Below are 21064 nucleotides of genomic sequence, written 5' to 3' on the forward strand. Positions count from 1 at the left end.
TTTTTGTCAACACTTAATTTTAAACTTTCTTAAAAATCTAAACTTAAGTTTTACTAGACTAACTGATTAACTCTTGCCTCGCTAAGCGTTGCTGTCTGCCGTCTCAGTGGGGTCGCATTATAGGGAGATCCAAAAACAGATCAACCTTTTTTTGAAGAAAACTTAAAATAAAACACTGTTCGCTGAGTATTTAAGCTAAACGCTCAAAAACAACACTAAACCAGCCTGTTTTTAACTATATAAGTGTAAGTTAAATGAAGAAACCCAGATTCAATCTTTAATCGAAAAAACGATCCACTACTGAAATGATCAATATTTTGATCAAATGACCTAAGTTTATAATCTTTACCTATGTATATTGTTAATAACTTATGAGGGTCAAACACTGACAGTCGCAGTTATCACGCATTTAAATCATAGGTAAAAGTAGACTCTATAGATTTATACAGCTACATATTCAGTAGCAAGGTAACTTTCAAAGCTATAAATGTTATTACCGACCATGAAATTTAAATTAACAAGCTAGTTGAATAACAAATGGTTATTAAGGTAAGTAGATTCTAGTGACGCTTAGTGGGCTTACAAAGATGTTGGTTTGATAATGGTATAGTTGAGATGTTGCGCTATATACAGGGATACTGATAGCGATATTATTTTTTGCCAAATTTTAGATATTAAAAAGCCGAGCTTATGCTCGGCTTTTTGGTGTCTTTAAGACTTACTCAGCAGACTGCGCGTCTTCTTGAACTTCTTCGTTCGCAGATGTGCGACCTACTAGTTCAATATAAGCCATTGGTGCATTGTCACCAGCACGGAAGCCACACTTAATAATACGAGTGTAACCACCTGGACGGTCTGTATTGCGAGGACCGATTTCACTGAACAACTTACCAACTACTTCTTTATCACGCGTGCGAGCAAACGCTAAACGGCGATTTGCTACACTGTCAGTCTTAGCCAGTGTGATTAAAGGTTCAATTACACGACGTAACTCTTTCGCTTTTGGCAAAGTAGTTTTGATGATTTCATGTTTCACCAAAGAACCTGCCATATTGCTGAACATCGCTTTACGATGGCTGCTGTTACGGTTTAATTGACGACCACTCTTACGATGGCGCATGACCCTATCCTTCTAACTAAACTAATATAGTGATTTAGATTATTCAGCTAGGCTTGCAGGTGGCCAATTTTCTAGGCGCATACCTAGAGATAGACCACGTGAAGCTAGCACGTCTTTAATTTCAGTCAGAGACTTCTTGCCTAAGTTAGGCGTTTTAAGAAGCTCGACTTCTGTGCGCTGAACTAAATCACCGATATATTGAATTTGCTCGGCTTTCAAACAGTTTGCTGAACGCACTGTTAGTTCAAGATCATCAACTGGACGAAGTAGAATAGGATCGAATTCTGGCTTCTCTTCTTTCTCTTCTGGCTCAGTAACATCACGTAAGTCTACGAATGCTTCTAGCTGCTCAGCTAAGATAGTCGACGCACGGCGGATCGCTTCTTCTGGATCTATAGTGCCGTTTGTTTCCATATCAATGATTAACTTGTCTAAGTCTGTACGTTGTTCAACACGTGCTGATTCAACCGAGTACGCAATACGTTCAACTGGGCTAAATGATGCATCAAGCAACAATCTACCAATTGGACGCTCATCGTCATCAGAGGATAAACGGCTAGATGCCGGCACATACCCACGACCACGTTCAACACGAATTCGCATGCTGATCGCGCTATTATCTGCCGTTAAATGACAAATAATATGATCTGGGTTGGCAATGGTTACATCGCCGTCGTGCTGAATATCAGCCGCAGTCACAGGGCCTACACCAGACTTAGTCAGGGTAAGAAAAACTTCATCTTTACCTTCCAAAGTAACTGCTAGACCTTTAAGATTTAACAGAATTTCAATGATGTCTTCTTGTACGCCTTCTTTCGCGCTGTATTCGTGCAACACACCGTCGATTTCAACTTCGGTTACTGCACATCCTGGCATTGACGAAAGAAGTATACGGCGTAAGGCATTCCCAAGAGTATGACCGAAGCCACGCTCTAATGGCTCTAAAACTACTTTAGAACGAGTTGGGTTAATAGCGTCGATATCGACTAACCTTGGTTTTAGAAATTCTGTAACAGAACCCTGCATTTTATCCTCTCTTAACTCTTAACTTTACTTAGAGTAAAGTTCGACGATTAGTTGTTCATTGATGTCCGCAGACAGGTCTGAACGCTCTGGTAGGCGTTTGAAATTACCTTCCATTTTCTTACCGTCAACTTCAACCCAAGTCGGTTTTTCACGTTGCTCGGCTAGTTCTAGAGCAGCGATGATACGAGCTTGTGTCTTAGACTTTTCACGGATAACTACTACATCTTCTGGAGTAATTACGAATGAAGGAATGTTCACTACACGACCATTAACTAAAACCGCTTTGTGGCTTACTAACTGACGTGCTTCAGCACGTGTGCTTGCAAAACCCATGCGGTATACAACATTGTCTAAACGTTGCTCTAAAAGCTGTAACAAGTTTTCACCTGTGTTGCCCTTAAGGCGAGCAGCTTCTTTGTAGTAGTTACGGAATTGCTTTTCTAATACACCGTAGATACGACGTACTTTTTGCTTTTCACGTAATTGTAAACCGTAATCAGATAAGCGACCTTTACGAGCGCCGTGCTGACCAGGTGCAGTCTCAAGTTTACACTTAGAGTCGATAGCTCTTACGCCGCTCTTAAGGAACAGGTCAGTACCTTCACGACGACTCAGCTTGAGCTTAGGGCCCAAATATCTTGCCATGTTATTTCTCCTAACCTATTGTTAAACGCGACGTTTCTTCGGTGGACGACAACCATTGTGTGGTATTGGCGTCACGTCAGTAATGTTGGTGATACGGTAACCAGCAGCATTCAAAGCACGTACAGCAGATTCACGACCTGGACCTGGACCTTTGATGAAAACTTCTAGATTTTTTAAACCGTATTCTTGAGCAGCAGTACCTGCACGCTCTGCAGCAACCTGAGCAGCGAATGGTGTAGATTTACGTGAACCACGGAAACCTGAACCACCGGCAGTAGCCCATGATAGTGCATTACCTTGACGGTCGGTAATTGTAACAATAGTGTTGTTGAAAGAAGCATGAACATGAGCCATACCATCAGCAACTTGCTTTTTAACCTTTTTACGACGAATTGGTGTCTTAGCCATAATACTATCCCCTTATCGCTTAATAGGCTTACGAGGACCCTTACGGGTACGCGCGTTAGTCTTTGTTCTTTGACCACGTAGTGGTAAAGAGCGACGGTGACGTAGGCCACGGTAACAACCAAGGTCCATAAGGCGCTTGATATTCAAAGTAACTTCACGACGAAGATCACCTTCTACAGTGTACTTGCCAACTGCTTCACGCAATACGTCAAGTGTTTCGTCTGAAAGTTCACCGATTTTTGTGGTTTCGGCGATACCAGTCGCTACTAAGATAGCCTTAGAGCGAGTCTTACCTATGCCATAAATAGCTGTTAAACCAATAACTGCATGTTTATGATCAGGGACGTTAATGCCAGCGATACGGGCCACTAACACATCTCCTATATTTGAATTCGGTTATCATCTGTTTGAAGAGCCCGTAAGGATACTCAAACGAAGACCAAATCACAACTGAAAACACAGGCCGAGAAACCTCAGCCTGCACGACTTATAAATTAACCTTGCCTTTGCTTATGCTTAGGCTCACTGCAAATTACACGTACAACACCGGCACGTTTAATAACTTTACAGTTACGGCATATTTTCTTAACGGAAGCACGTACTTTCATTGCTCAACTCCGTAAACTGACCTTATCGACCGTAGCCTTTAAGGTTCGCTTTTTTCAGCACAGAATCATATTGATGAGACATCATATGAGTCTGTACTTGTGCCATAAAGTCCATGATCACAACAACGATAATCAAAATTGATGTACCGCCGAAGTAGAATGGCGTTTGCCATGCCATGGTCATGAATTCGGGCACCAGACAGATAAAGGTTATATACAAAGCACCTGCCAATGTCAGGCGTGTCATCACTTTATCAATGTATTTCGATGTCTGCTCGCCTGGACGAATACCTGGGATAAATGCGCCAGATTTTTTCAGGTTATCTGCTGTTTCACGTGGGTTAAAAACCAACGCTGTGTAGAAAAAGCAGAAGAAGATAATAGCCGCAGCTAAAACTATTGCATACAAAGGCTGACCTGGAGTCAACGTTGTAGCAATCGCTTGTAGCACATCAGCGACAGGACCTTCACCCTGGCCGAACCAGCTGGCAATAGTACCAGGGAACAGAATTATACTGCTAGCAAAGATTGGTGGAATAACACCCGCCATGTTTACTTTTAGTGGTAAATGCGTGCTTTGGGCAGCAAATACTTGACGACCTTGTTGGCGCTTTGCGTAGTTAACGACGATACGACGTTGTCCACGTTCAAAGAACACTACAAGATAAGTAACAGCGAATACGATTACCGCAATCAATAACAGTGCTAAAACATGTAAATCACCTTGGCGCGCCATTTCGGCTGTCGAACCAATAGCAGACGGCAGGTTAGCTACAATACCAACAAATATTAGAACTGAGATACCGTTACCGATACCACGTTCAGTTATTTGCTCGCCCAACCACATCAGGAACATAGTACCAGTTACTAAACTCACCACTGCGGTGAAGTAGAAACCGAGACCTGGGTTAACAACTAACCCGTCCATCATACCCGGTAAGCTTGTGGCAATACCGATCGATTGGATAGTAGCAAGCAAGAGCGTGCCGTAGCGTGTGTACTGGCTAATTTTCTTACGACCTTGTTCACCTTCTTTCTTAAGCTCTATAAACGGAGGATACATATGCGTTAATAGTTGCGTAATAATTGAAGCTGTGATGTAAGGCATTATACCCAGTGCTAACACCGAAGCGCGCTCAAGCGCACCACCGCTGAACATGTTGAACATTTCAACAATGGTGCCCTTTTGTTGCTCGAAGAAATCGGCAAGTACAGCGGCGTCAATCCCAGGGATTGGCACAAATGAACCTAGACGGTAAATAATGATAGCGCCCAATACGAATAGTAATCGACGTTTCAATTCCGAAAGCCCACTTTGTGCACTTTGTGTATCTTGACCTGGTTTAGCCATTAGTACTTCCTTAGTCTTCTACCTTGCCTCCGGCGGCTTCGATAGCTTCGCGAGCACCTTTAGAGGCTTTAAGGCCTTTAACGGTAACAGCGCGTGAAACTTCGCCAGATTTAACAACTTTAACGAACAGAACGTTCTTTTTAACTAGACCAGCTGCCTGTAGCGTACCTAGGTCTACCACATCGCCTTCAACTTTAGCGATCTCGTATAGGTTTATTTCTGCAGATACTAAAGATTTGCGAGAAGTGAAACCAAACTTAGGTAGACGACGTTGCATAGGCATTTGACCGCCTTCAAAACCAACGCGTACTTTACCGCCAGAACGTGACTTTTGACCTTTGTGACCACGGCCACCAGTCTTACCTAGACCAGAACCGATACCACGACCAACACGTTTACCAGCAGATTTAGAACCTGCAGCAGGAGAAAGTGTATTCAAATGCATTCGAATTACCCCTCAACCTTAACCATGTATGAAACTTGGTTGATCATACCACGTACACATGCTGTGTCTTCTAACTCAACAGTGTGATTGATACGACGTAAACCAAGACCGCGTAATGTAGCTTTATGTTTCGGTAAACGACCGATAGAGCTCTTTACTTGTGTTACTTTTACAGTTTTATTAGCCATGGTTTACCCCAGAATCTCGTCTACTCGAAGACCACGTTTTGCAGCGATCGACTGAGGAGAATTCATATTCTCAAGAGCTGAGATCGTTGCACGTACAACGTTGATCGGGTTAGTAGAACCGTAACATTTAGAAAGTACGTTCTGCACACCAGTAACTTCTAGTACTGCACGCATAGCACCACCTGCGATGATACCAGTACCTTCAGATGCTGGTTTCATAAACACAAGAGAGCCAGCATGACGTCCTTTAACAGGATGCTGTAATGTGTTGCCATTTAGGTCTACGTTGATCATGTTACGACGTGCTTTTTCCATTGCTTTTTGAATAGCAGCTGGAACTTCACGTGCTTTACCATAACCGAAACCTACTTTACCTGCGCCGTCACCAACTACAGTTAGTGCAGTGAAGCTAAAGATACGACCACCTTTAACTACTTTAGACACACGGTTCACCGCGATTAGCTTTTCAGCTAGATCAGGCTGTTGTTGCTTTGCTTCTACGTTAGCCATTGTCTACTCCTAGAATTGCAAACCGGCTTCACGCGCAGCATCTGCTAGCGCCTTCACACGGCCGTGATATTTAAAGCCACTGCGATCAAAAGCAATCTTTTCGATGCCTTTGTCAGCCGCACGTTCAGCAACCGCTTTACCAACTGCTTGCGCAGCTGCAACGTTGCCTGTGCCTTTAACTGTTTCGCTAATAGCTTTCTCAACAGTAGAAGCAGCAGCCAGTACATTACCCTCAGCGTTTACAACTTGAGCGTAAATGTGACGTGGCGTGCGGTGGATAACAAGACGCGTTGTGCCTTGTTCAATATAATTTCTACGAGTGCGTTTAGCACGACGTAGACGAGCTGTTTTTTTATCCATCGTCTTACCTTACTTCTTCTTAGCCTCTTTACGGCGTACATTCTCATCTGAATAACGAACACCTTTACCTTTATAAGGCTCAGGTTTACGGTATGCACGAATGTTAGCAGCTGTTTGACCAACTAACTGCTTATCTACGCCCTTAACTAGAACTTCTGTTTGGCTTGGAGTTTCAATCGTAATTCCTTCAGGAACTGCGAAATTAACTGGGTGTGAGAAACCAAGAGTTAAATCTAATGTTTTACCCTTAGCTGCAGCACGGTAACCAACGCCTACTAACTGAAGTTTCTTCTCGTAACCTTCATGCGTACCAACAATCATATTGTTGATTAGAGCGCGAGCAGTACCTGCTTGTGCCCATGCATTGGCTACGCCTTCACGAGGTAAAGTTGTAATAACGTTGTCGTTAAGTTGTACTTCAACTGCAGAGTTGATAGTACGCGTTAATTCGCCGTTTTTGCCTTTAACTGTGATGTCCTGGCCTTTTAATGTAACTTCTACACCGGCAGGAACATTAATTGGTGCCTTTGCTATGCGAGACATAGTTCCCCTCCGATTAAGCTACAAAACCAATGATTTCACCACCAACACCAGCACTACGTGCGGCGCGGTCTGTCATTAGGCCTTTAGAAGTTGATACGATAGCGATACCTAGACCACCCATTACCTTTGGTAATTCGTCACGTCTCTTATAGATACGTAAACCAGGGCGGCTAACACGCTGGATATTTTCAATAACAGCTTTGCCTTCGAAGTATTTCAACTCGATAGAAAGCTCAGGTTTAACATCACCGCTGATTGTGAAATCAACGATATAACCTTCATCTTTTAATACTTTAGCTAATGCTACTTTCAGCTTTGAATTAGGCATCGTTACAGATACTTTTTTCGCTGACTGACCGTTACGAATTCGTGTAAACAAATCCGCGATAGGATCTTGCAAGCTCATAGTCTTACTCCCGTGATTCTATTACCAGCTAGCCTTTTTAAGGCCAGGAATTTCACCGCGCATAGCTGCTTCGCGAACTTTAATACGGCTCATGCCGAATTTGCGAAGGTAACCATGTGGGCGGCCCGTAATGTTACAACGATTACGTTGACGTGCAGGGCTAGAATCACGTGGTAAAGCTTGTAGCTTAAGTACCGCGTCCCAACGATCATCGTCAGATGTTTTCACATCACTGATGATAGCTTTTAGTGCTGCGCGCTTTTCAGCGAACTGAGCAACTAATTTCGTGCGCTTTGCTTCGCGCGCTTTCATAGAATTCTTTGCCATAACCCTACCCTTATTTCTTGAATGGGAAGTTAAACGCTTCTAACAACGCACGGCCTTCCTCATCTGTTTTCGCAGATGTAGTGATTGTGATATCCATACCGCGTACGCGGTCTACTTTATCATAATCAATTTCTGGGAAGATGATTTGTTCACGTACGCCCATGCTGTAGTTACCACGTCCATCAAAAGACTTAGCACTTACACCACGGAAGTCACGGATACGTGGGATAGCGATTGAAACCAAACGCTCAAAAAAGTCCCACATACGCTCGCCGCGTAGGGTTACTTTACAACCAATTGGGTAGCCTTCACGTACTTTAAAGCCAGCAACAGATTTGCGTGCTTTAGTAATGAGTGGCTTCTGACCAGCGATTGCTTCTAGATCCGCAACAGCGTTGTCTAGAATTTTCTTGTCAGCTAGGGCTTCGCCCACGCCCATATTCAATGTGATCTTTTCGATCTGAGGGACTTGCATGACAGAGCTGAAACCAAACTTCTCTTGAAGTTCAGCAACTACTTTGTCTTTATATACTTCATGCAGTTTCGCCATCATTCTACTCCAACTATTAGATAGTTTTACCAGTAGATTTAAAGATACGTAATTTCTTACCATCTTCAATCTTGAAACCTACACGATCTGCTTTACTCGTTTCCGAGTTGAAGATCGCAACGTTTGATACGTCAATAGACGCTTCTTTCTCAACAATACCACCTGGCTGGTTCAATTGTGGAACCGGCTTTTGGTGCTTCTTGATTAAGTTAATGCCTTCGACAAATACTCGACCAGACTCGGTAACAACTGAAAGCACTTTGCCGCGCTTACCTTTGTCTTTACCTGCTAGAACGATTACTTCGTCATCACGACGGATTTTTGCTGCCATGATTGACTCCTTACAGTACTTCTGGGGCTAGTGAAACGATTTTCATGAACTTATCATTACGAAGTTCGCGAGTCACAGGGCCGAAAATACGTGTACCAATTGGCTGCAAGTTATCATTTAAGATAACAGCCGCATTGCTGTCAAAACGGATCAAAGAACCATCTGGACGACGAACGCCTTTCTTAGTACGCACAACTACCGCGTTTTTAACATCACCTTTCTTCACTTTACCGCGAGGAATCGCTTCTTTAACGGAAACTTTAATGATGTCACCAATCGCTGCATAACGACGGTGCGAACCGCCTAAGACTTTAATACACTGCACTTTGCGAGCGCCGCTGTTATCAGCAACTTCCAGCTGAGTTTGCATTTGGATCATGTTAATGACCTCCGGTGTAGTTATTACAACTGTCTTAAATTTGTTTAAAATCAAGACATTTAGGTTAAAAACCACTCAAAAAACAATCTAGTTGTCTCCCAAGGGCGGGCAATTGTATCAGCATTGCGGGGGTAGTGGTAGGTTATTTTTTAATTAATTTAGAATAACGAGGATGGTTGTTTTGTCGATGAAACATATTTTGCTATTTTAGCATTGATTATAAAACAATCAGGGCAATTTTATGCCCTGATTGTTTTATCACCGAATAAAATCGGCATTATTTGCCAAACAAACCTTTTAACTTATCTTTAATTTTATCTTTCGCTTTTTCTTTTACTTCATCTTCTGCCGCTTTGCTTACATCTAAGCTGATGCCAACATCATGAAATGGTCCTTTGATTCGCACTGGAATTTTAAAGCCGGTACTGTCATCTTGGGTACCCTGTCCTTCGAGTGAATCGACTATACCTGTCACTAAGCGGTAGTTAACTGTCGTTGCAGGTAGATTAACATCCCCTTCACCACTAATACGTACTAATGGACTTAACAAACTCAGATCTGTGTTTTTACCTACGCCATTGGTAAAGTTAAAGCTACCCGTTAGCGCAGAGAAGTCGGTTTGCTGGGAATTATCAAAGCCAGTATCTAGTCCTTGTGATATTGCACCAAAGTTACCCTTAATTAGCTCTTTGCCTTTGCGAACCATTTCAGCAATGTTGGCGCCTTTTACTGCACCATCGGCAAATTCAAATGCTAGTTTACCCTGTAGGGCACTCATAAAGTCTTTTTGGCTCTGACCTGATGTTGCTAAGTCCCAATTGAGTGAGCCTTTGCCCATTAGCTTATCGAAGCCAGCGGCATCTGTTAGCAATGGTTGTGCATCTATTTTATCTAACGAGAAGTTGGTGCTGATTTTGTAAGGAGCTTGTTTCGCATTAACCGTTACTGTGCCTTTACCATTACCTTCGTAGGCGGCAAACTTATCTAGGCTGATTTTTGCTACGCCTTTGTTAAGGTTTACAGTGAATTGATTAGCACCAAGTTTGATTTCATTTGCTTTTAAGCCACTTGAACGGATCACCACATTCGCATCTAAGGCATTTAAGCCACTTAAATCCATTTTTGTGTCATCCCATACAATTGGTTTGGTTGGCTCGTCACTTTTAGGTTCTGGTTTATCTGCTGGCGCTACCACCTCAGGTAAGTAAGGATTTAAGTCCAGCATACCTAAATCGATGTCAGCATTAACGGCTAAACGCTTACCTAAATTAAGCTCGCTTTTTCCTTTGATCTCTAATGCATCAAGAGTGGCGACTAATTCAGCTAGGTTGAACTTATCACCTTGCATACGCATTTTGCCGCTAACACTAAATGCATTAAAGGCGCTTTCTTTAGCGTTCAGCTCGACTCCCTGCCATTTAGCAATGTCTTTTACTGAATCACCACTGAGCGCTAATTGACCTTGAATATCTTTACCTTGACCGGCTATTAAGCCTTTAAACTCAACATCAACTAACTTTGAAGTGACATCAGTTGTCACATTAAATGTATCACCTTCTATTGCTTTAGCTGGGTTATCAACTGTTACATCAAGCTCAAAGCGCTCTTGCATATAAGTGATCCCACCTTTGACTTCGAGTGATTTATGCAGTGAAGGCAGTAAGATAGCTAATTCTAAATCGCTAATTTGCTGTTTAGCTCCCGTTTGACCATCTAAATAAGTAAACGACCCACCATATATAGCTACTTCACCTAATTGAATATCGAAATTTTCAGGTAGTTTGACTGCCTCACCTGCTTGAGTTTGCTGCTCAGGTTTCGTAGCTACTGCATCAAATAACTGCCAGTTAGCTTTACCATTTTTATCTGTTTCAAGCAGAATATTTGGTTCATTAATCACAAACTTTTCTAGTTTAAGTTCACCACCAAATAGCGAAAACCAAGGAATATGAACTGCAAGTTGCTGCATGCTTGCCATATCTGCACGTGAGCCAGTTTTCATATTGGCAAAATGCACATCTTCAAGTTCAAGCTTCAAAGAAGGAAAAACGGATAATATTTTATCGCCTTTAATAGTTAAAGTACGCCCTGTGGTTTGCTCAACCTGCTCAGAGACTTTATTAAAAATGGCATCGGTTGGAATTAAAAACGGTGCAGCAATAATTAAAGCAACAAGCAATAATAATATGACACCAATAACTTTAAATAAGGTCTTCATGATGGTCCTTTCAAATGTGCAAATAATGTTCTTATCATAGCGGGAGTTAGTATTAAAATCATTGTGCAACGAATAAAAATGCTATTCCCTGCATTCTACATTGAATATATGAATTGTGACTGAAATATTTTGATACCTTTAGGTTACAAAAAACAACTTGACCAAATGATACCCCAAGGTTACATTGATACCTGTAGGTTACAAAAATATAAATTAACACTTTCACAGGATGGACTTTATGAAACAACAAGATATTAAAACCGAAGAAAAATTTATGAACCAAAACGCATGGTTTTCGATCTTCATGGGTATAACCTTACTAATTATTAGCGTTTACCCCATGCTTAATCACACATCAGCACCGCTGCTGTTTTTAGGAAGTGCTGCTTTTCTTGGTTCATTTTTTATGTTTGTGATCAGAGGTGGCTTTACATGGAAATTAAGTTACCGCCTGACTTATAAAGATGAGTATTTAAATACTATAGACACGATAGCCTATAAACATGTTGTACTCGCTCTGCTGTTTAGCATGGGGGCGATATATTTAGCTTCAGATAACCTTGCTGTTGATGTAACACACAGTACCATGGCCACCTTTTACTTAGCTGTTATGAGTTTGGTATATGGCTTTTCAATTTTTTGGCAAAGCCGTGATTAGGAGGTAATGTGCAAAACCATATAGCTGAATTTCGCAAAGCCGCTGGGCTTTCACAGCAAGAGCTAGCCGATGCTATCGCCGTTTCACGCAAAACAATCAGCACGGTCGAAACATCACGCTTTACACCTTCAGTGATCATTGCATTGAAGATAGCTCGGCAGTTTGAAACTACTGTGGAGCAGTTATTTTCACTTGAAGAAGCAGATTAACCCCTTTAAATGCAATCTTGTGCAGATTTAACTTATCAAGATTGCATCCCCTGTATTCTCCGGTATGATGCACAGCCCTGTTGTTTTAAGACGTTTTGCGCTAAAATTAAACAACTGAAAAATGTATTTAACCGGAGTACCATCAGGCATGAAAAAATTGCTCATTTCACCTTCACAAATGGCATTAGGCGAACAAGAAGGCCATATTTATCAAAATATTCTAAAGCAGGCTTCTGAAATCAGCTTAAACCTGATGGCGGTGAAAATAGAAAATCATCCTGAAGACTTCTTAGGTTGGTGCTATGAACTACTTAATGCTAGCCGTGACCGTATTAATCATGACTTACTCGAAACCAATCAATTACCAATTTTAAAAAAGCTTAATGACTTATTAGTTTCAGCAATTAGCTTCTTACAATTGAAAACATTACGCGTAGCGCCTTGGCCTGTAGTTAGTGTATTTATAGAGCAACATAAAGATGTGTTAGCCCTTGATGAACAGTTACGCCTTGCCAACTATATAGCTGGTATTCGCGAGCAATCACTGAAAGAGATGATCCCTGAAGATTTATTAGCATTTAGTGGCAAACATACTTCTGCACTGGATCCAAGTAGTTATAATTTTGATGTTGAATGGTTTAGCTCTACTAAAAGCGCCAAAGCTTTTCATCAAATGCTTGCCGACCTGCCTGCATTATTTGATGAAGCATTAGCACATATACCTTTAGAAGGTGAAGTAACTGAAGCTGATTACCAAGAATTTGTGGTCAAATATTTAAAAGCCTTTACTGATAGCAATGAAAAGCCAACGCTTGCACCGGCAACTCGTCTATTAGCAATGCGCCGCCCAGATGTTTTTACACCAATTAATAACACCCGTTTAGATGCACTTTGTTCAGCATTGGCTATTACTAAATTAAATAATCGTGACTTTGCGCGTTATTGGCAGGATATTGTCCAAGCAGTTCATGGTATGTCTTGGTTTAAAATGGCAAGTGGTGACAGCGAGCTGGATCAACAACTTGTTGCAATCAAAGCGTTAATTCCGTGCTTTTTCTATCACGCAGACAAAAACACGCCTGAAAACTCTAACTACATCAAGTTATTGAGTAAACCAAAGCGTACAACAACCACTGGCACTAGAAAAGTGCGTCGTGGTAAAGAGTCTGCTGAAATACTTGTTGATCGCGCACTTGCTGCTGACGATATGCCTGAGCATATTCGCGCAAAGCGTGATTCAATTATCAGCGAAGTACAAAAAGGCCGTGGCGTGAACGAAACAATCAGCCTAATGCGTACTATTTTTGGTTAAACCACAGTAAAAAATACAAAAACCCGCTGCAACTGAGTTGTGCATGCGGGTTTTTTTTCGCACCAATAAAGTGCGCAGGCTTCGTAAAAAACAATCTCCTCCTTTCACTATAAATATTTATACCTTTGTTTATAAAGTAATTTAAATATAAATTATTGCTTTTCATTTAACTTGGCACAAGCAGTGCAATTATCCTGGTAGACAACTAAAAATAGGATCCGCAATTATAGACTGCAATCTAATTAATAATTGCGAGCCAAAAAATCAGCATAACAACAGGATACCAAACATGTTAAAACTAAAATCAGCAATTGCGATCAGCACACTTGTACTCATGGGTGCAACATCTACAGCAGCATATGCAGAAGTAACAGCCAATGCCGCAGCAACTTCAAACTACTTATGGCGTGGTCAAGAACAAACCGGTGGTGATGCTGCAATTTCAGGTGGTATTGATTATGCCAACGAATCAGGTTTTTATGCTGGTACTTGGGCTTCAAATGCAAGCTGGGCCGATGAAATGACCTACGAGCTTGATCTCTATGCTGGTTTTGGTGGCGATATTAATGAAAATATGAGCTACGACGTTGGCTACATCTATTACGCTTACCCTGATGCAGCTTCTGGCGCAGACGCTGATTTTTCTGAAATTTACGGTAGCATCAGTATGGGTGGCTTTAGCTTTGGCGCATCAGTTCTTGCAACTTCAGCCGCAAGCGGTGATGGCACAGACTTTGGTGATTCGTTATACCTGACTGCAGATTACGGTTTCGCTGTTGGCAGTAATGGCACTGAAATGGCTTTACACTTAGGTCACTACTCTGGTGATTTTATTGGTGATGACGATATCATCGACTACGGCGTATCTATCTCTAAAGATGGCTTCACTTTTGGTCTATCTGATACCGATATGGATGACAGTGATATTAAGGCTTACGTTGCTTTTTCAATGGACTTTAGCCTATAAAAAAGAATGTGTTACTTGCTGCAACACTAAGGGCCGTAAGGCCCTTTCTCGATCTTGGTAAGCGGCTAAGTTCAGATTTTATGTCAAGACTTACCCTCAACTCAGACTGCTTATAGCTTAAAACTTACAACTCCTATGGCACACTGTGCCCTGTTGAACCCTGCCAAATACGATACCATTGTTCACGACTGAGTTTTAACTGCTTAGCGGCAACAGCCGATTTAACACGCTCAATATTGCCAGTACCCAGTACCACTGATGGGAAACTTGGGTGCATTAATAACCACGCGTAAACCACTTGATCAATAGAACTTGCACCAATTTCGCTACCGACTTGCTCAAGTACTTGACGCAGGCGAATCGCTTTTTCATCATTTTCTGCAAAAATGCGACCGCCAGCCAAAGGTGACCAACACATAGGTTTAATATCAAGTAACTGACATTGGTCTAAACTACCATCATCAAGTGCTTGCATTTCATACGGTGAAAATTCAATTTGATTGGTCACCAATTCAAAATCAAGACGCGACTGCAATAAACTTAGTTGTGATGGCGTAAAGTTTGATACACCAAATTCGAGTACATCACCATTTTGCTTAAGAGTAGTGAATGCCTCAGCTACTTCGTCTGCATTCATCAAATAATCAGGGCGATGAATAAGTAATGCATCTAATCTATCGGTATTAAAATGCTTTAACGATTGCTGTGCTGAGCTAATAATATGTGCGGCACTCGAATCGTAATGATTAGCTTGGCCTGCTAATCCTAAGCTTGCAAAAGCAGGTTTAATACCACACTTGGTAATAATTCTAATCTCATCTCGAATACTTGGCTTTAAAGCCAAGGTTTTACCAAACTCTGCTTCACAGCCATATCCACCGTAAATGTCAGCGTGATCGGTGTGCCTTACGCCAGCTTCAATTGCTTGCTCGAGAAAAGCTAAACACTGTTGTGGAGTAATTTGCCAATCTAATAATCGCCAAAACCCTAGTACTAGTTCGTCAATTTTACGCTCTGCGTTGTTCATTATTATCTCTCAACTATTTGGTGCACGATGCTAAAAAATGCCAGCCTCTATACGAATGGACTATATTCTACTAACTTAATATACTTTTAATAGAGAGAAGAAGATAATATATCCAGCATAGAAAAAGCACCCATTAAAAGTGAGTGCGATGCTAACTATATGATTGAGTTAAATAAGGTTAAGGTACTTAACTAGTACAACTTTAACATGATCTTTGATTATTAAAAATTACTGCACTTTATACGGTACCTGTGCACAACTCACCTCAACTGTTTTTGGGTACCAAATAGGCCCAACTTCGTTAACAACCAGTTCTGCTAAGCCATTAGTAAATGATTTATAAGTGTGCACACTTTGCCATTGCGGATCAGGGCAAATCTCAGATAAATCAACCGCATTCGAGCCCTCATAAAGAGCGGCGGCAAAGTTGTGATGCCATTGCTCACTTTTATGGTTTTCAGATAAGTCATCATATTCACCGTTATCAAAATGAATATTAGTACACCCCGCTAACACGACAATAAATACAATAGTGAACAACCCTGTTAACTTTTTCATATTCCAACTCCTTCGCTACCTTGCTCCTGACACCAGACTTTAATTGTGTGTGGTGCATAAATACCTAACGTGACTAACCCTAGCGCACCATCGGTAAATGTTTGTTGTGATTGCATTTGCACCACAGTTTGATCGCCACATACCTTTTTTACATCAACACGCTGCTCACCAACCAGTCCCCACATAAAAAATGGACGGCTATCTTGATAAGTTGGTTTTGAGCTAAGTTTAGCCATTTTTTGTGGTTGGATTGTTACAGCTGAACACCCTCCAAGCACAATAAATAACAAACTTATTAAAAAAATTCGCATAACTTAATCCTGATTAATTTAGTGGTGCAGAGTGTAAAATGAATGCCTACTAAAAAAAGTAAGAAACTGTATTGAAAATGTAGAAACAAACTGTATTCATTAGCTTGGCAAGCTTTTGTAGGAACTTTATCTTATTTAGAGCACCTAAAATGCAGTAACATTCTTTTTAGTCAAATTACTTTAAGGTCATTGATGCAGATAAAATCATTTTCTTTTATTGCTATTGTAGCAATTGCCATTGCTTTGCTAAGCATCACAGCATTGGCCACAGCACCATTGTCAGACGAATATAAAGGCGTTACTGAAACAGCTCATACACTCACGCAAGATTTAACAACATCAAGGACCGATTATTTTTGCTGGGGAACTCAATGCATGTAGTGATGCAAGGCAAAAGGTAGCTATTACCGCACTTTATAAGCTTGGTTTCTCAAAAACGCTTTATATTGATGATAAACGGACAAATGCTTTTGGTCTTGCGCTTGAACAAATATGGCCCCGCGGTGTAACCGTTAATACAACCCGTGTGCCACAAAAACAAAGCTCAGATCACAATCCTATAATGGTAAATTTACACCTAAATGAGGCTATAGATGAAACACTTACCCCATAATATATACGTTTTTATAGCGTGCCTTTTACTGTGCGTTAGTCGGCTAAGTGTTGCAGCAAGCGCAGATCAGGAAGTCAGTCACTTAATTAGTTTTATTAAGCAAAGTAAAGCAACGTTTATTCGAAATGGCGATGAACATAACAGTGAAGAAGCTGCTGAGCATTTAGCCATGAAATACCGAAAAGCCAAACGCTATGCAAAAACCGCTGATGATTTTATTGACAACCTTGCCAGCAAAAGTTCATGGAGTGGTAAAGCCTATACGGTTATTTTACCTGATAGTAGCACATTAACCGCTAGCAAATGGTTAACTGATGAATTAGCCCGTTTTAGAGCAATAGAAAAGCCGCAATAAATGCGGCTTTTCACCTTGTGAAAGTGGATATAAACCAAGTCTCAGCTAACGAACTCTAAAACTTAGCCAAGTTATCAACACTATCTTTATCAATTAACTTAACAAAAGGATCAACCCCTGCGAAAAGCGGCTTTTCTTTCACTTTTAGTTCAATGGTGTTAGTGCCGGTTACTAACCGGTGCTTTTGTGAATAAATCACAAAATCTTCAGCTAGTAGGTTTTCAGGATCATCGTTAAATAATGCAATATCAATCATTTCATCAAGTGGTTGCTCTGCTTCTTCACCTTGACCATCGGCACGCTTTTTAGCGGCCTCGACAGTTAGAGTGACCGTGTACAAGCCATCACTATCAGCCTCATCAGATACTTTCGCTTCTTTCATTGTCAGCTCATATAAAGTGATATACATAAACTGATCATCAATGAACGCTTGCTCTGCGGGAGTCGCGTCACGTTTCAAATAACTAAGTAAATCTAACGTGGTCGGGTAAGGATTACTTTGATATTTAAAGTCACTAACAAACTCTTTTAAAATGCTGTTTAAACGCTCCTCACCAAACAAATCATGCATGGCCATCATCACCACTGAACCTTTTTGGTAATAAATATGCGCTTGGCTTTCTACTTTATACAACGGCATTTCTTGATACGCTTCAACTGAGCGACCTTGCAAATACTTATCAAGTTCATACTTTAAGAATTTACGTAGCTTTTGCTCACCGTATTTTTTCTTAAGTACCATAATTGCGCTGTATTGCGATAAACTTTCTGACAATACTGCAGCACCTTGCACATTAGCTCCGGTAACCTGATGCCCCCACCACTGGTGAGCCACCTCATGAGCAGTAACATAGTAAGGCACATCAATCTTAGTACTGTCTCGGTTATCTGTAATAAAGCCTATTTGCTCTGAATAAGGTACAGTATTAGCAAAGCTTTGTGCAAATGACTCATAACCAGGGAACTCAATAATACGCATTTGCTTATGTTGATAAGGACCAAACTCCGCAGAAAAATAATCAATTGAATCAGTAACCGACTCAATCATACGATCCACGTTCCACGTATGGTCTTGATGGTAATAGACTTCAACATTTACTCCATTATGCGTTATTTTTTTAGACTCTAAACGAGCGGATAAAATGGCATAAAAGTTTATTATTGGTGAATCCATTTCATAACGGAACGTGCGTCGTCCGTCAGTCACTGTTTCACTTTTTAAATAACCTGGTGCAATTGCAAATTGCGACTCATCAGTAGTAATGGTTGCAGCAAAGTTGATAAAACCACCATTCGCGCCAAACATGCTTTGTTTGTAATACTGAGTGTCTTCAAGTTTATTAGCACGCTGTAGCTCAGGTAAGCCACGTTTACGACGCTCATGTTTATCCGTTAATTGATAACTGTCGTTATAACCAAAGCGCGGGAATAAGCGCCAATTATCAATAAAGGTGCCATTAGCAACAAGCTTAGTATCGGTGTTGCTATCGGCAAAACCTTGGTGGCTGCGCTCGACTGAAATCTCACCTTTGCGCACTTCACCAGGCATTAATGGCTGAGTAAATTCAAACCACGCTGAGTTATAGTCAGGCAATTGTTCAGTGATGTCCCCTCCGGCAATTTTAACACTCCACTGAGGGCTGTTATCCGGTTTACTCACCAAAAATCGCTTAATTGCTTGATCACTAGTATTGGTAATAAGCACATTGGCAGTGGCGAGTATTTTGCGCTGCTGTGGATATATCGCAACATTAAGATCAACGTCAGTGATTATCGGCAGTGGGTCATCTTTATACTGCACAAACTGTTGCTCGTATTCAACTTGCAAGTTTTCAAGTTGATCTTTAGTATAAAAATCATTCAGCACTCTTGTATTATAATAAATTTGTGCGCCCGCAGCGATAAATACCACTAACCCAAGTACTGCCGCCGCTTGCCCTTTTCGACCTAAGTTATATTTTAACTGCGCAAAACGATTGCGTAAGCTTTGTGACGGGCCACGGTGCCACAATGCAAGCCCAATAACGGCTAGCACCACACTTAACCCTCCCCAATAAAGTGTGTACCATGCCACTCCAGTTAAGTAATGACCATAACCGTTAATATCTGAATAAGCAGCAGGACTTGATTGGGCAAAATGAAACATATTATGACTAAACCCATAATTACTTAGCACTATTGACACTAAATAATACAGTCCAAATAATCCCATGCCGATGTATTTATTAGCACTGATTATCTGCAGAAAAAAGGCCAGAATAGCGAGCATTACAAAAGGTAAAAAAGCAAAATAACCTAACCTAAATAGGTATTGTCCAAGCTCTAAATTAAACTGTCCTTTAATTAGCTGTACAGTAATTGTCAGTACCATACTAAAAATATAAAGCAGACCAATAACACTCACTAAAGCCAATAGCTTAGACACCCAAAACACACTATTATGCACCGGAAAGCTATCGACAATATCACCCATGCCGCTATTACGTTCACGCCATACTAGCTCAGCGCTGTAGTACACAATAACAATAGTAATTAATAGTCTTATTGCATTTTGAATGATACCAACCATGTTTTGAGTAACAGGCCAATTAACTGTGCCATACCAACCAACTGGAGCTAGTAATGGCACCATAAGTACAGCTAAAGTAATAATACCTAAAATCAAAAATGGCGCACTGATAACAACTTGTTTAAACTCAAAAACACAGCGCAATAATAGCTGTTGTTTGAAAGAACTTGCGCTCGCTTTATGATTTACCGAAGAAGCAATGAGAGCCGCCTCTTTTTGTTTAGTTAAATTAGAGGCAGCGAGTTTCTTCTTTTCGCGCTTGATAACAATGCGAGATGACAGCTTGCCTGAGGCAAAAAATATAACAGCTGCCAATATAACCCATAATATACGATTAAATAGTAAAACCCCTGTTAGCTCTAACGTTTGAGTATTTTTATCACTCGCAGTCCAATAACGAGTAATATCAAGTAATGAGCCACTTGCAAAAGGATCGGCATAACCCACTATCCATCGAAACGCTAAATCATCAAAGTAAACAGATACGGTAGAGTAGGCGATTAAAAATGCAACCGCGGTAAGATATACTGCCATCATTGAGCGAAAATACGTTGCCACACCATTAAATATAGCCGCTAAAACAAACAAGCTAGGCACTGCCATATAAAAATAGGCCGTTAAGTAATAGCCTAACTTGTTATCTCCTACCAACTCAGGATCAAGCCAACCAACTAGTAAACCAAAACCAGATCCTAAATATATTCCCAGCGGTACAAACGCAAAAATAAGCGCAACAACACAGTACGAACCTAAAAAGCGCCCTAATTGATACATTAATGGCTTGAATGGCTTGCTAAAAACTAGCTCTGACATATTCGTTTCATCATTACGAATCGCAGAACCAGCAACAAAATTTACCACTAAAAAAATAGCAAACTGAAGCAAAATACTAACTAGCATCAAGATACTAAATGGTGAATTCACATTAACGTTGCTGCCACCAAGTAAGACGTTGTCACTGCTACTTGCAAAAAAAGCCACTAAAAAAAAGATTAAAGCGGTTACATAAAATGAAGGCTGACGTATAAAATAACGCAGCTCAAAGGTAAGCATATTTAAAAACATGATAT

28 protein-coding genes are annotated in these 21064 nt (G+C 40.9%); 6 read left to right on the top strand and 22 right to left on the bottom strand.

All coding sequences use genetic code 11. From position 1 onward, the window contains the following. Positions 1-718 precede the first annotated feature (718 nt). The 18 genes from rplQ to H5163_RS18480 form a co-directional block, all read right to left on the bottom strand. Positions 719-1120, bottom strand: coding sequence for a 50S ribosomal protein L17 (rplQ, locus tag H5163_RS18395; RefSeq protein ID WP_016710207.1), 402 nt, complete (start codon positions 1118-1120; stop codon positions 719-721). 39 nt (positions 1121-1159) lie between these two features. Beyond that, positions 1160-2146: a DNA-directed RNA polymerase subunit alpha gene (locus H5163_RS18400; RefSeq protein ID WP_145241913.1), complete on the bottom strand. Its 987-nt coding sequence runs from the start codon at positions 2144-2146 to the stop codon at positions 1160-1162. A 24-nt stretch (positions 2147-2170) separates the two neighbouring features. Beyond that, positions 2171-2791 (bottom strand): 30S ribosomal protein S4, encoded by a 621-nt coding sequence (gene rpsD / locus H5163_RS18405; RefSeq protein WP_016710205.1) that lies wholly within the window; start codon positions 2789-2791, stop codon positions 2171-2173. 21 nt (positions 2792-2812) lie between these two features. After that, the gene (gene rpsK / locus H5163_RS18410; protein WP_002959471.1) at positions 2813-3199 is read right to left on the bottom strand and encodes a 30S ribosomal protein S11; all 387 of its coding nucleotides are present in this window, start codon (positions 3197-3199) and stop codon (positions 2813-2815) included. A 12-nt stretch (positions 3200-3211) separates the two neighbouring features. Next, a complete protein-coding gene (rpsM, locus tag H5163_RS18415; RefSeq protein WP_145241916.1) occupies positions 3212-3568 on the bottom strand; it encodes a 30S ribosomal protein S13 in 357 nt (118 codons plus the stop codon). Positions 3569-3693: 125 nt separating this feature from the next. After that, a complete protein-coding gene (gene rpmJ, locus H5163_RS18420; protein WP_002959476.1) occupies positions 3694-3807 on the bottom strand; it encodes a 50S ribosomal protein L36 in 114 nt (37 codons plus the stop codon). 22 nt (positions 3808-3829) lie between these two features. Further along, positions 3830-5158, bottom strand: coding sequence for a preprotein translocase subunit SecY (gene secY, locus H5163_RS18425; RefSeq protein ID WP_145241918.1), 1329 nt, complete (start codon positions 5156-5158; stop codon positions 3830-3832). 10 nt (positions 5159-5168) lie between these two features. Next, on the bottom strand, positions 5169-5603 hold the full coding sequence (gene rplO / locus H5163_RS18430; RefSeq protein WP_064668467.1) for a 50S ribosomal protein L15: 435 nt from the start codon (positions 5601-5603) through the stop codon (positions 5169-5171). A 5-nt stretch (positions 5604-5608) separates the two neighbouring features. Then, positions 5609-5791 carry a 50S ribosomal protein L30 gene (gene rpmD / locus H5163_RS18435; RefSeq protein ID WP_016710201.1) on the bottom strand — a complete coding sequence of 61 codons (183 nt, stop codon included), beginning with the start codon at positions 5789-5791 and terminating at the stop codon, positions 5609-5611. A 3-nt stretch (positions 5792-5794) separates the two neighbouring features. After that, positions 5795-6301, bottom strand: a complete 507-nt coding sequence (rpsE, locus tag H5163_RS18440) for a 30S ribosomal protein S5 (RefSeq protein ID WP_002959485.1) — start codon at positions 6299-6301, stop codon at positions 5795-5797. 9 nt (positions 6302-6310) lie between these two features. Continuing rightward, positions 6311-6661: a 50S ribosomal protein L18 gene (gene rplR, locus H5163_RS18445; protein ID WP_008115388.1), complete on the bottom strand. Its 351-nt coding sequence runs from the start codon at positions 6659-6661 to the stop codon at positions 6311-6313. Between the two features lie 9 nt (positions 6662-6670). After that, positions 6671-7204, bottom strand: coding sequence for a 50S ribosomal protein L6 (gene rplF, locus H5163_RS18450; RefSeq protein ID WP_145241920.1), 534 nt, complete (start codon positions 7202-7204; stop codon positions 6671-6673). A gap of 13 nt (positions 7205-7217) precedes the next feature. After that, on the bottom strand, positions 7218-7610 hold the full coding sequence (gene rpsH / locus H5163_RS18455; RefSeq protein ID WP_145241923.1) for a 30S ribosomal protein S8: 393 nt from the start codon (positions 7608-7610) through the stop codon (positions 7218-7220). A gap of 21 nt (positions 7611-7631) precedes the next feature. After that, positions 7632-7937: a 30S ribosomal protein S14 gene (rpsN, locus tag H5163_RS18460; protein WP_058562128.1), complete on the bottom strand. Its 306-nt coding sequence runs from the start codon at positions 7935-7937 to the stop codon at positions 7632-7634. 10 nt (positions 7938-7947) lie between these two features. Beyond that, positions 7948-8487 (bottom strand): 50S ribosomal protein L5, encoded by a 540-nt coding sequence (gene rplE, locus H5163_RS18465; protein ID WP_016710195.1) that lies wholly within the window; start codon positions 8485-8487, stop codon positions 7948-7950. A 16-nt stretch (positions 8488-8503) separates the two neighbouring features. Further along, entirely contained in the window at positions 8504-8818 is a 315-nt protein-coding gene (rplX, locus tag H5163_RS18470) for a 50S ribosomal protein L24 (RefSeq protein WP_016710194.1), read from the bottom strand. A 10-nt stretch (positions 8819-8828) separates the two neighbouring features. Continuing rightward, positions 8829-9197 carry a 50S ribosomal protein L14 gene (rplN, locus tag H5163_RS18475; protein ID WP_011329449.1) on the bottom strand — a complete coding sequence of 123 codons (369 nt, stop codon included), beginning with the start codon at positions 9195-9197 and terminating at the stop codon, positions 8829-8831. 277 nt (positions 9198-9474) lie between these two features. Continuing rightward, the gene (locus tag H5163_RS18480; RefSeq protein ID WP_182735705.1) at positions 9475-11415 is read right to left on the bottom strand and encodes an AsmA family protein; all 1941 of its coding nucleotides are present in this window, start codon (positions 11413-11415) and stop codon (positions 9475-9477) included. Between the two features lie 238 nt (positions 11416-11653). On the opposite strand from H5163_RS18480, the gene H5163_RS18485 reads away from it, so the two are divergent. The 4 genes from H5163_RS18485 (at position 11654) to H5163_RS18500 (ending at position 14561) form a co-directional block, all read left to right on the top strand. Further along, a complete protein-coding gene (locus H5163_RS18485) occupies positions 11654-12073 on the top strand; it encodes a hypothetical protein (protein WP_145241927.1) in 420 nt (139 codons plus the stop codon). A gap of 8 nt (positions 12074-12081) precedes the next feature. Further along, positions 12082-12282 (top strand): helix-turn-helix transcriptional regulator, encoded by a 201-nt coding sequence (locus H5163_RS18490; RefSeq protein ID WP_145241929.1) that lies wholly within the window; start codon positions 12082-12084, stop codon positions 12280-12282. A 148-nt stretch (positions 12283-12430) separates the two neighbouring features. After that, entirely contained in the window at positions 12431-13594 is a 1164-nt protein-coding gene (locus H5163_RS18495; RefSeq protein ID WP_145241931.1) for a hypothetical protein, read from the top strand. 289 nt (positions 13595-13883) lie between these two features. After that, the gene (locus tag H5163_RS18500) at positions 13884-14561 is read left to right on the top strand and encodes a TorF family putative porin (RefSeq protein WP_182735706.1); all 678 of its coding nucleotides are present in this window, start codon (positions 13884-13886) and stop codon (positions 14559-14561) included. A gap of 133 nt (positions 14562-14694) precedes the next feature. Here H5163_RS18500 and H5163_RS18505 read toward each other — a convergent pair whose 3' ends face one another. The 3 genes from H5163_RS18505 to H5163_RS18515 all read right to left on the bottom strand — a co-directional run bounded on the left by H5163_RS18505 (position 14695) and on the right by H5163_RS18515 (position 16457). Continuing rightward, a complete protein-coding gene (locus H5163_RS18505; protein ID WP_182735707.1) occupies positions 14695-15588 on the bottom strand; it encodes an aldo/keto reductase family oxidoreductase in 894 nt (297 codons plus the stop codon). A gap of 228 nt (positions 15589-15816) precedes the next feature. Further along, entirely contained in the window at positions 15817-16146 is a 330-nt protein-coding gene (locus tag H5163_RS18510) for a Bor/Iss family lipoprotein (RefSeq protein ID WP_182735708.1), read from the bottom strand. Beyond that, positions 16143-16457 (bottom strand): Bor family protein, encoded by a 315-nt coding sequence (locus H5163_RS18515; protein WP_145241939.1) that lies wholly within the window; start codon positions 16455-16457, stop codon positions 16143-16145. The genes H5163_RS18510 and H5163_RS18515 overlap by 4 nt, the downstream gene beginning before the upstream one ends. A gap of 192 nt (positions 16458-16649) precedes the next feature. Here H5163_RS18515 and H5163_RS18520 point away from each other — a divergent pair, with 192 nt between their 5' ends. Next, on the top strand, positions 16650-16838 hold the full coding sequence (locus tag H5163_RS18520; RefSeq protein ID WP_182735709.1) for a hypothetical protein: 189 nt from the start codon (positions 16650-16652) through the stop codon (positions 16836-16838). Positions 16839-17050: 212 nt separating this feature from the next. Continuing rightward, positions 17051-17425, top strand: a complete 375-nt coding sequence (locus H5163_RS18525; RefSeq protein WP_145241943.1) for a DUF5329 domain-containing protein — start codon at positions 17051-17053, stop codon at positions 17423-17425. A 55-nt stretch (positions 17426-17480) separates the two neighbouring features. Here H5163_RS18525 and H5163_RS18530 read toward each other — a convergent pair whose 3' ends face one another. Beyond that, a complete protein-coding gene (locus H5163_RS18530) occupies positions 17481-21059 on the bottom strand; it encodes a M1 family aminopeptidase (protein WP_182735710.1) in 3579 nt (1192 codons plus the stop codon). Between the last annotated feature and the right edge of the window lie 5 nt (positions 21060-21064).

Origin of the sequence: Pseudoalteromonas sp. SG44-8, assembly GCF_014164125.1 — a bacterium.
GTDB lineage: Bacteria > Pseudomonadota > Gammaproteobacteria > Enterobacterales > Alteromonadaceae > Pseudoalteromonas > Pseudoalteromonas rhizosphaerae.

What these genes read in the sequence shown, in the direction of transcription:
- rpsN (WP_058562128.1), bottom strand. Translation starts at nt 7,937, where the DNA reads ATGGCAAAGAATTCTATGAAAGCGCGCGAAGCAAAGCGCACGAAATTA.
- H5163_RS18510 (WP_182735708.1), bottom strand. Translation starts at nt 16,146, where the DNA reads ATGAAAAAGTTAACAGGGTTGTTCACTATTGTATTTATTGTCGTGTTA.
- rpsD (WP_016710205.1), bottom strand. Translation starts at nt 2,791, where the DNA reads ATGGCAAGATATTTGGGCCCTAAGCTCAAGCTGAGTCGTCGTGAAGGT.
- rplF (WP_145241920.1), bottom strand. Translation starts at nt 7,204, where the DNA reads ATGTCTCGCATAGCAAAGGCACCAATTAATGTTCCTGCCGGTGTAGAA.
- rplO (WP_064668467.1), bottom strand. Translation starts at nt 5,603, where the DNA reads ATGCATTTGAATACACTTTCTCCTGCTGCAGGTTCTAAATCTGCTGGT.
- rplX (WP_016710194.1), bottom strand. Translation starts at nt 8,818, where the DNA reads ATGGCAGCAAAAATCCGTCGTGATGACGAAGTAATCGTTCTAGCAGGT.
- H5163_RS18485 (WP_145241927.1), top strand. Translation starts at nt 11,654, where the DNA reads ATGAAACAACAAGATATTAAAACCGAAGAAAAATTTATGAACCAAAAC.
- rplE (WP_016710195.1), bottom strand. Translation starts at nt 8,487, where the DNA reads ATGGCGAAACTGCATGAAGTATATAAAGACAAAGTAGTTGCTGAACTT.
- rpsK (WP_002959471.1), bottom strand. Translation starts at nt 3,199, where the DNA reads ATGGCTAAGACACCAATTCGTCGTAAAAAGGTTAAAAAGCAAGTTGCT.
- H5163_RS18520 (WP_182735709.1), top strand. Translation starts at nt 16,650, where the DNA reads ATGCAGATAAAATCATTTTCTTTTATTGCTATTGTAGCAATTGCCATT.
- rpsE (WP_002959485.1), bottom strand. Translation starts at nt 6,301, where the DNA reads ATGGCTAACGTAGAAGCAAAGCAACAACAGCCTGATCTAGCTGAAAAG.
- rplN (WP_011329449.1), bottom strand. Translation starts at nt 9,197, where the DNA reads ATGATCCAAATGCAAACTCAGCTGGAAGTTGCTGATAACAGCGGCGCT.
- rplQ (WP_016710207.1), bottom strand. Translation starts at nt 1,120, where the DNA reads ATGCGCCATCGTAAGAGTGGTCGTCAATTAAACCGTAACAGCAGCCAT.
- H5163_RS18400 (WP_145241913.1), bottom strand. Translation starts at nt 2,146, where the DNA reads ATGCAGGGTTCTGTTACAGAATTTCTAAAACCAAGGTTAGTCGATATC.
- rpmJ (WP_002959476.1), bottom strand. Translation starts at nt 3,807, where the DNA reads ATGAAAGTACGTGCTTCCGTTAAGAAAATATGCCGTAACTGTAAAGTT.
- H5163_RS18530 (WP_182735710.1), bottom strand. Translation starts at nt 21,059, where the DNA reads ATGTTTTTAAATATGCTTACCTTTGAGCTGCGTTATTTTATACGTCAG.
- H5163_RS18495 (WP_145241931.1), top strand. Translation starts at nt 12,431, where the DNA reads ATGAAAAAATTGCTCATTTCACCTTCACAAATGGCATTAGGCGAACAA.
- H5163_RS18500 (WP_182735706.1), top strand. Translation starts at nt 13,884, where the DNA reads ATGTTAAAACTAAAATCAGCAATTGCGATCAGCACACTTGTACTCATG.
- rpmD (WP_016710201.1), bottom strand. Translation starts at nt 5,791, where the DNA reads ATGGCTAATAAAACTGTAAAAGTAACACAAGTAAAGAGCTCTATCGGT.
- rplR (WP_008115388.1), bottom strand. Translation starts at nt 6,661, where the DNA reads ATGGATAAAAAAACAGCTCGTCTACGTCGTGCTAAACGCACTCGTAGA.
- secY (WP_145241918.1), bottom strand. Translation starts at nt 5,158, where the DNA reads ATGGCTAAACCAGGTCAAGATACACAAAGTGCACAAAGTGGGCTTTCG.
- H5163_RS18505 (WP_182735707.1), bottom strand. Translation starts at nt 15,588, where the DNA reads ATGAACAACGCAGAGCGTAAAATTGACGAACTAGTACTAGGGTTTTGG.
- rpsH (WP_145241923.1), bottom strand. Translation starts at nt 7,610, where the DNA reads ATGAGCTTGCAAGATCCTATCGCGGATTTGTTTACACGAATTCGTAAC.
- H5163_RS18525 (WP_145241943.1), top strand. Translation starts at nt 17,051, where the DNA reads ATGAAACACTTACCCCATAATATATACGTTTTTATAGCGTGCCTTTTA.
- H5163_RS18515 (WP_145241939.1), bottom strand. Translation starts at nt 16,457, where the DNA reads ATGCGAATTTTTTTAATAAGTTTGTTATTTATTGTGCTTGGAGGGTGT.
- H5163_RS18480 (WP_182735705.1), bottom strand. Translation starts at nt 11,415, where the DNA reads ATGAAGACCTTATTTAAAGTTATTGGTGTCATATTATTATTGCTTGTT.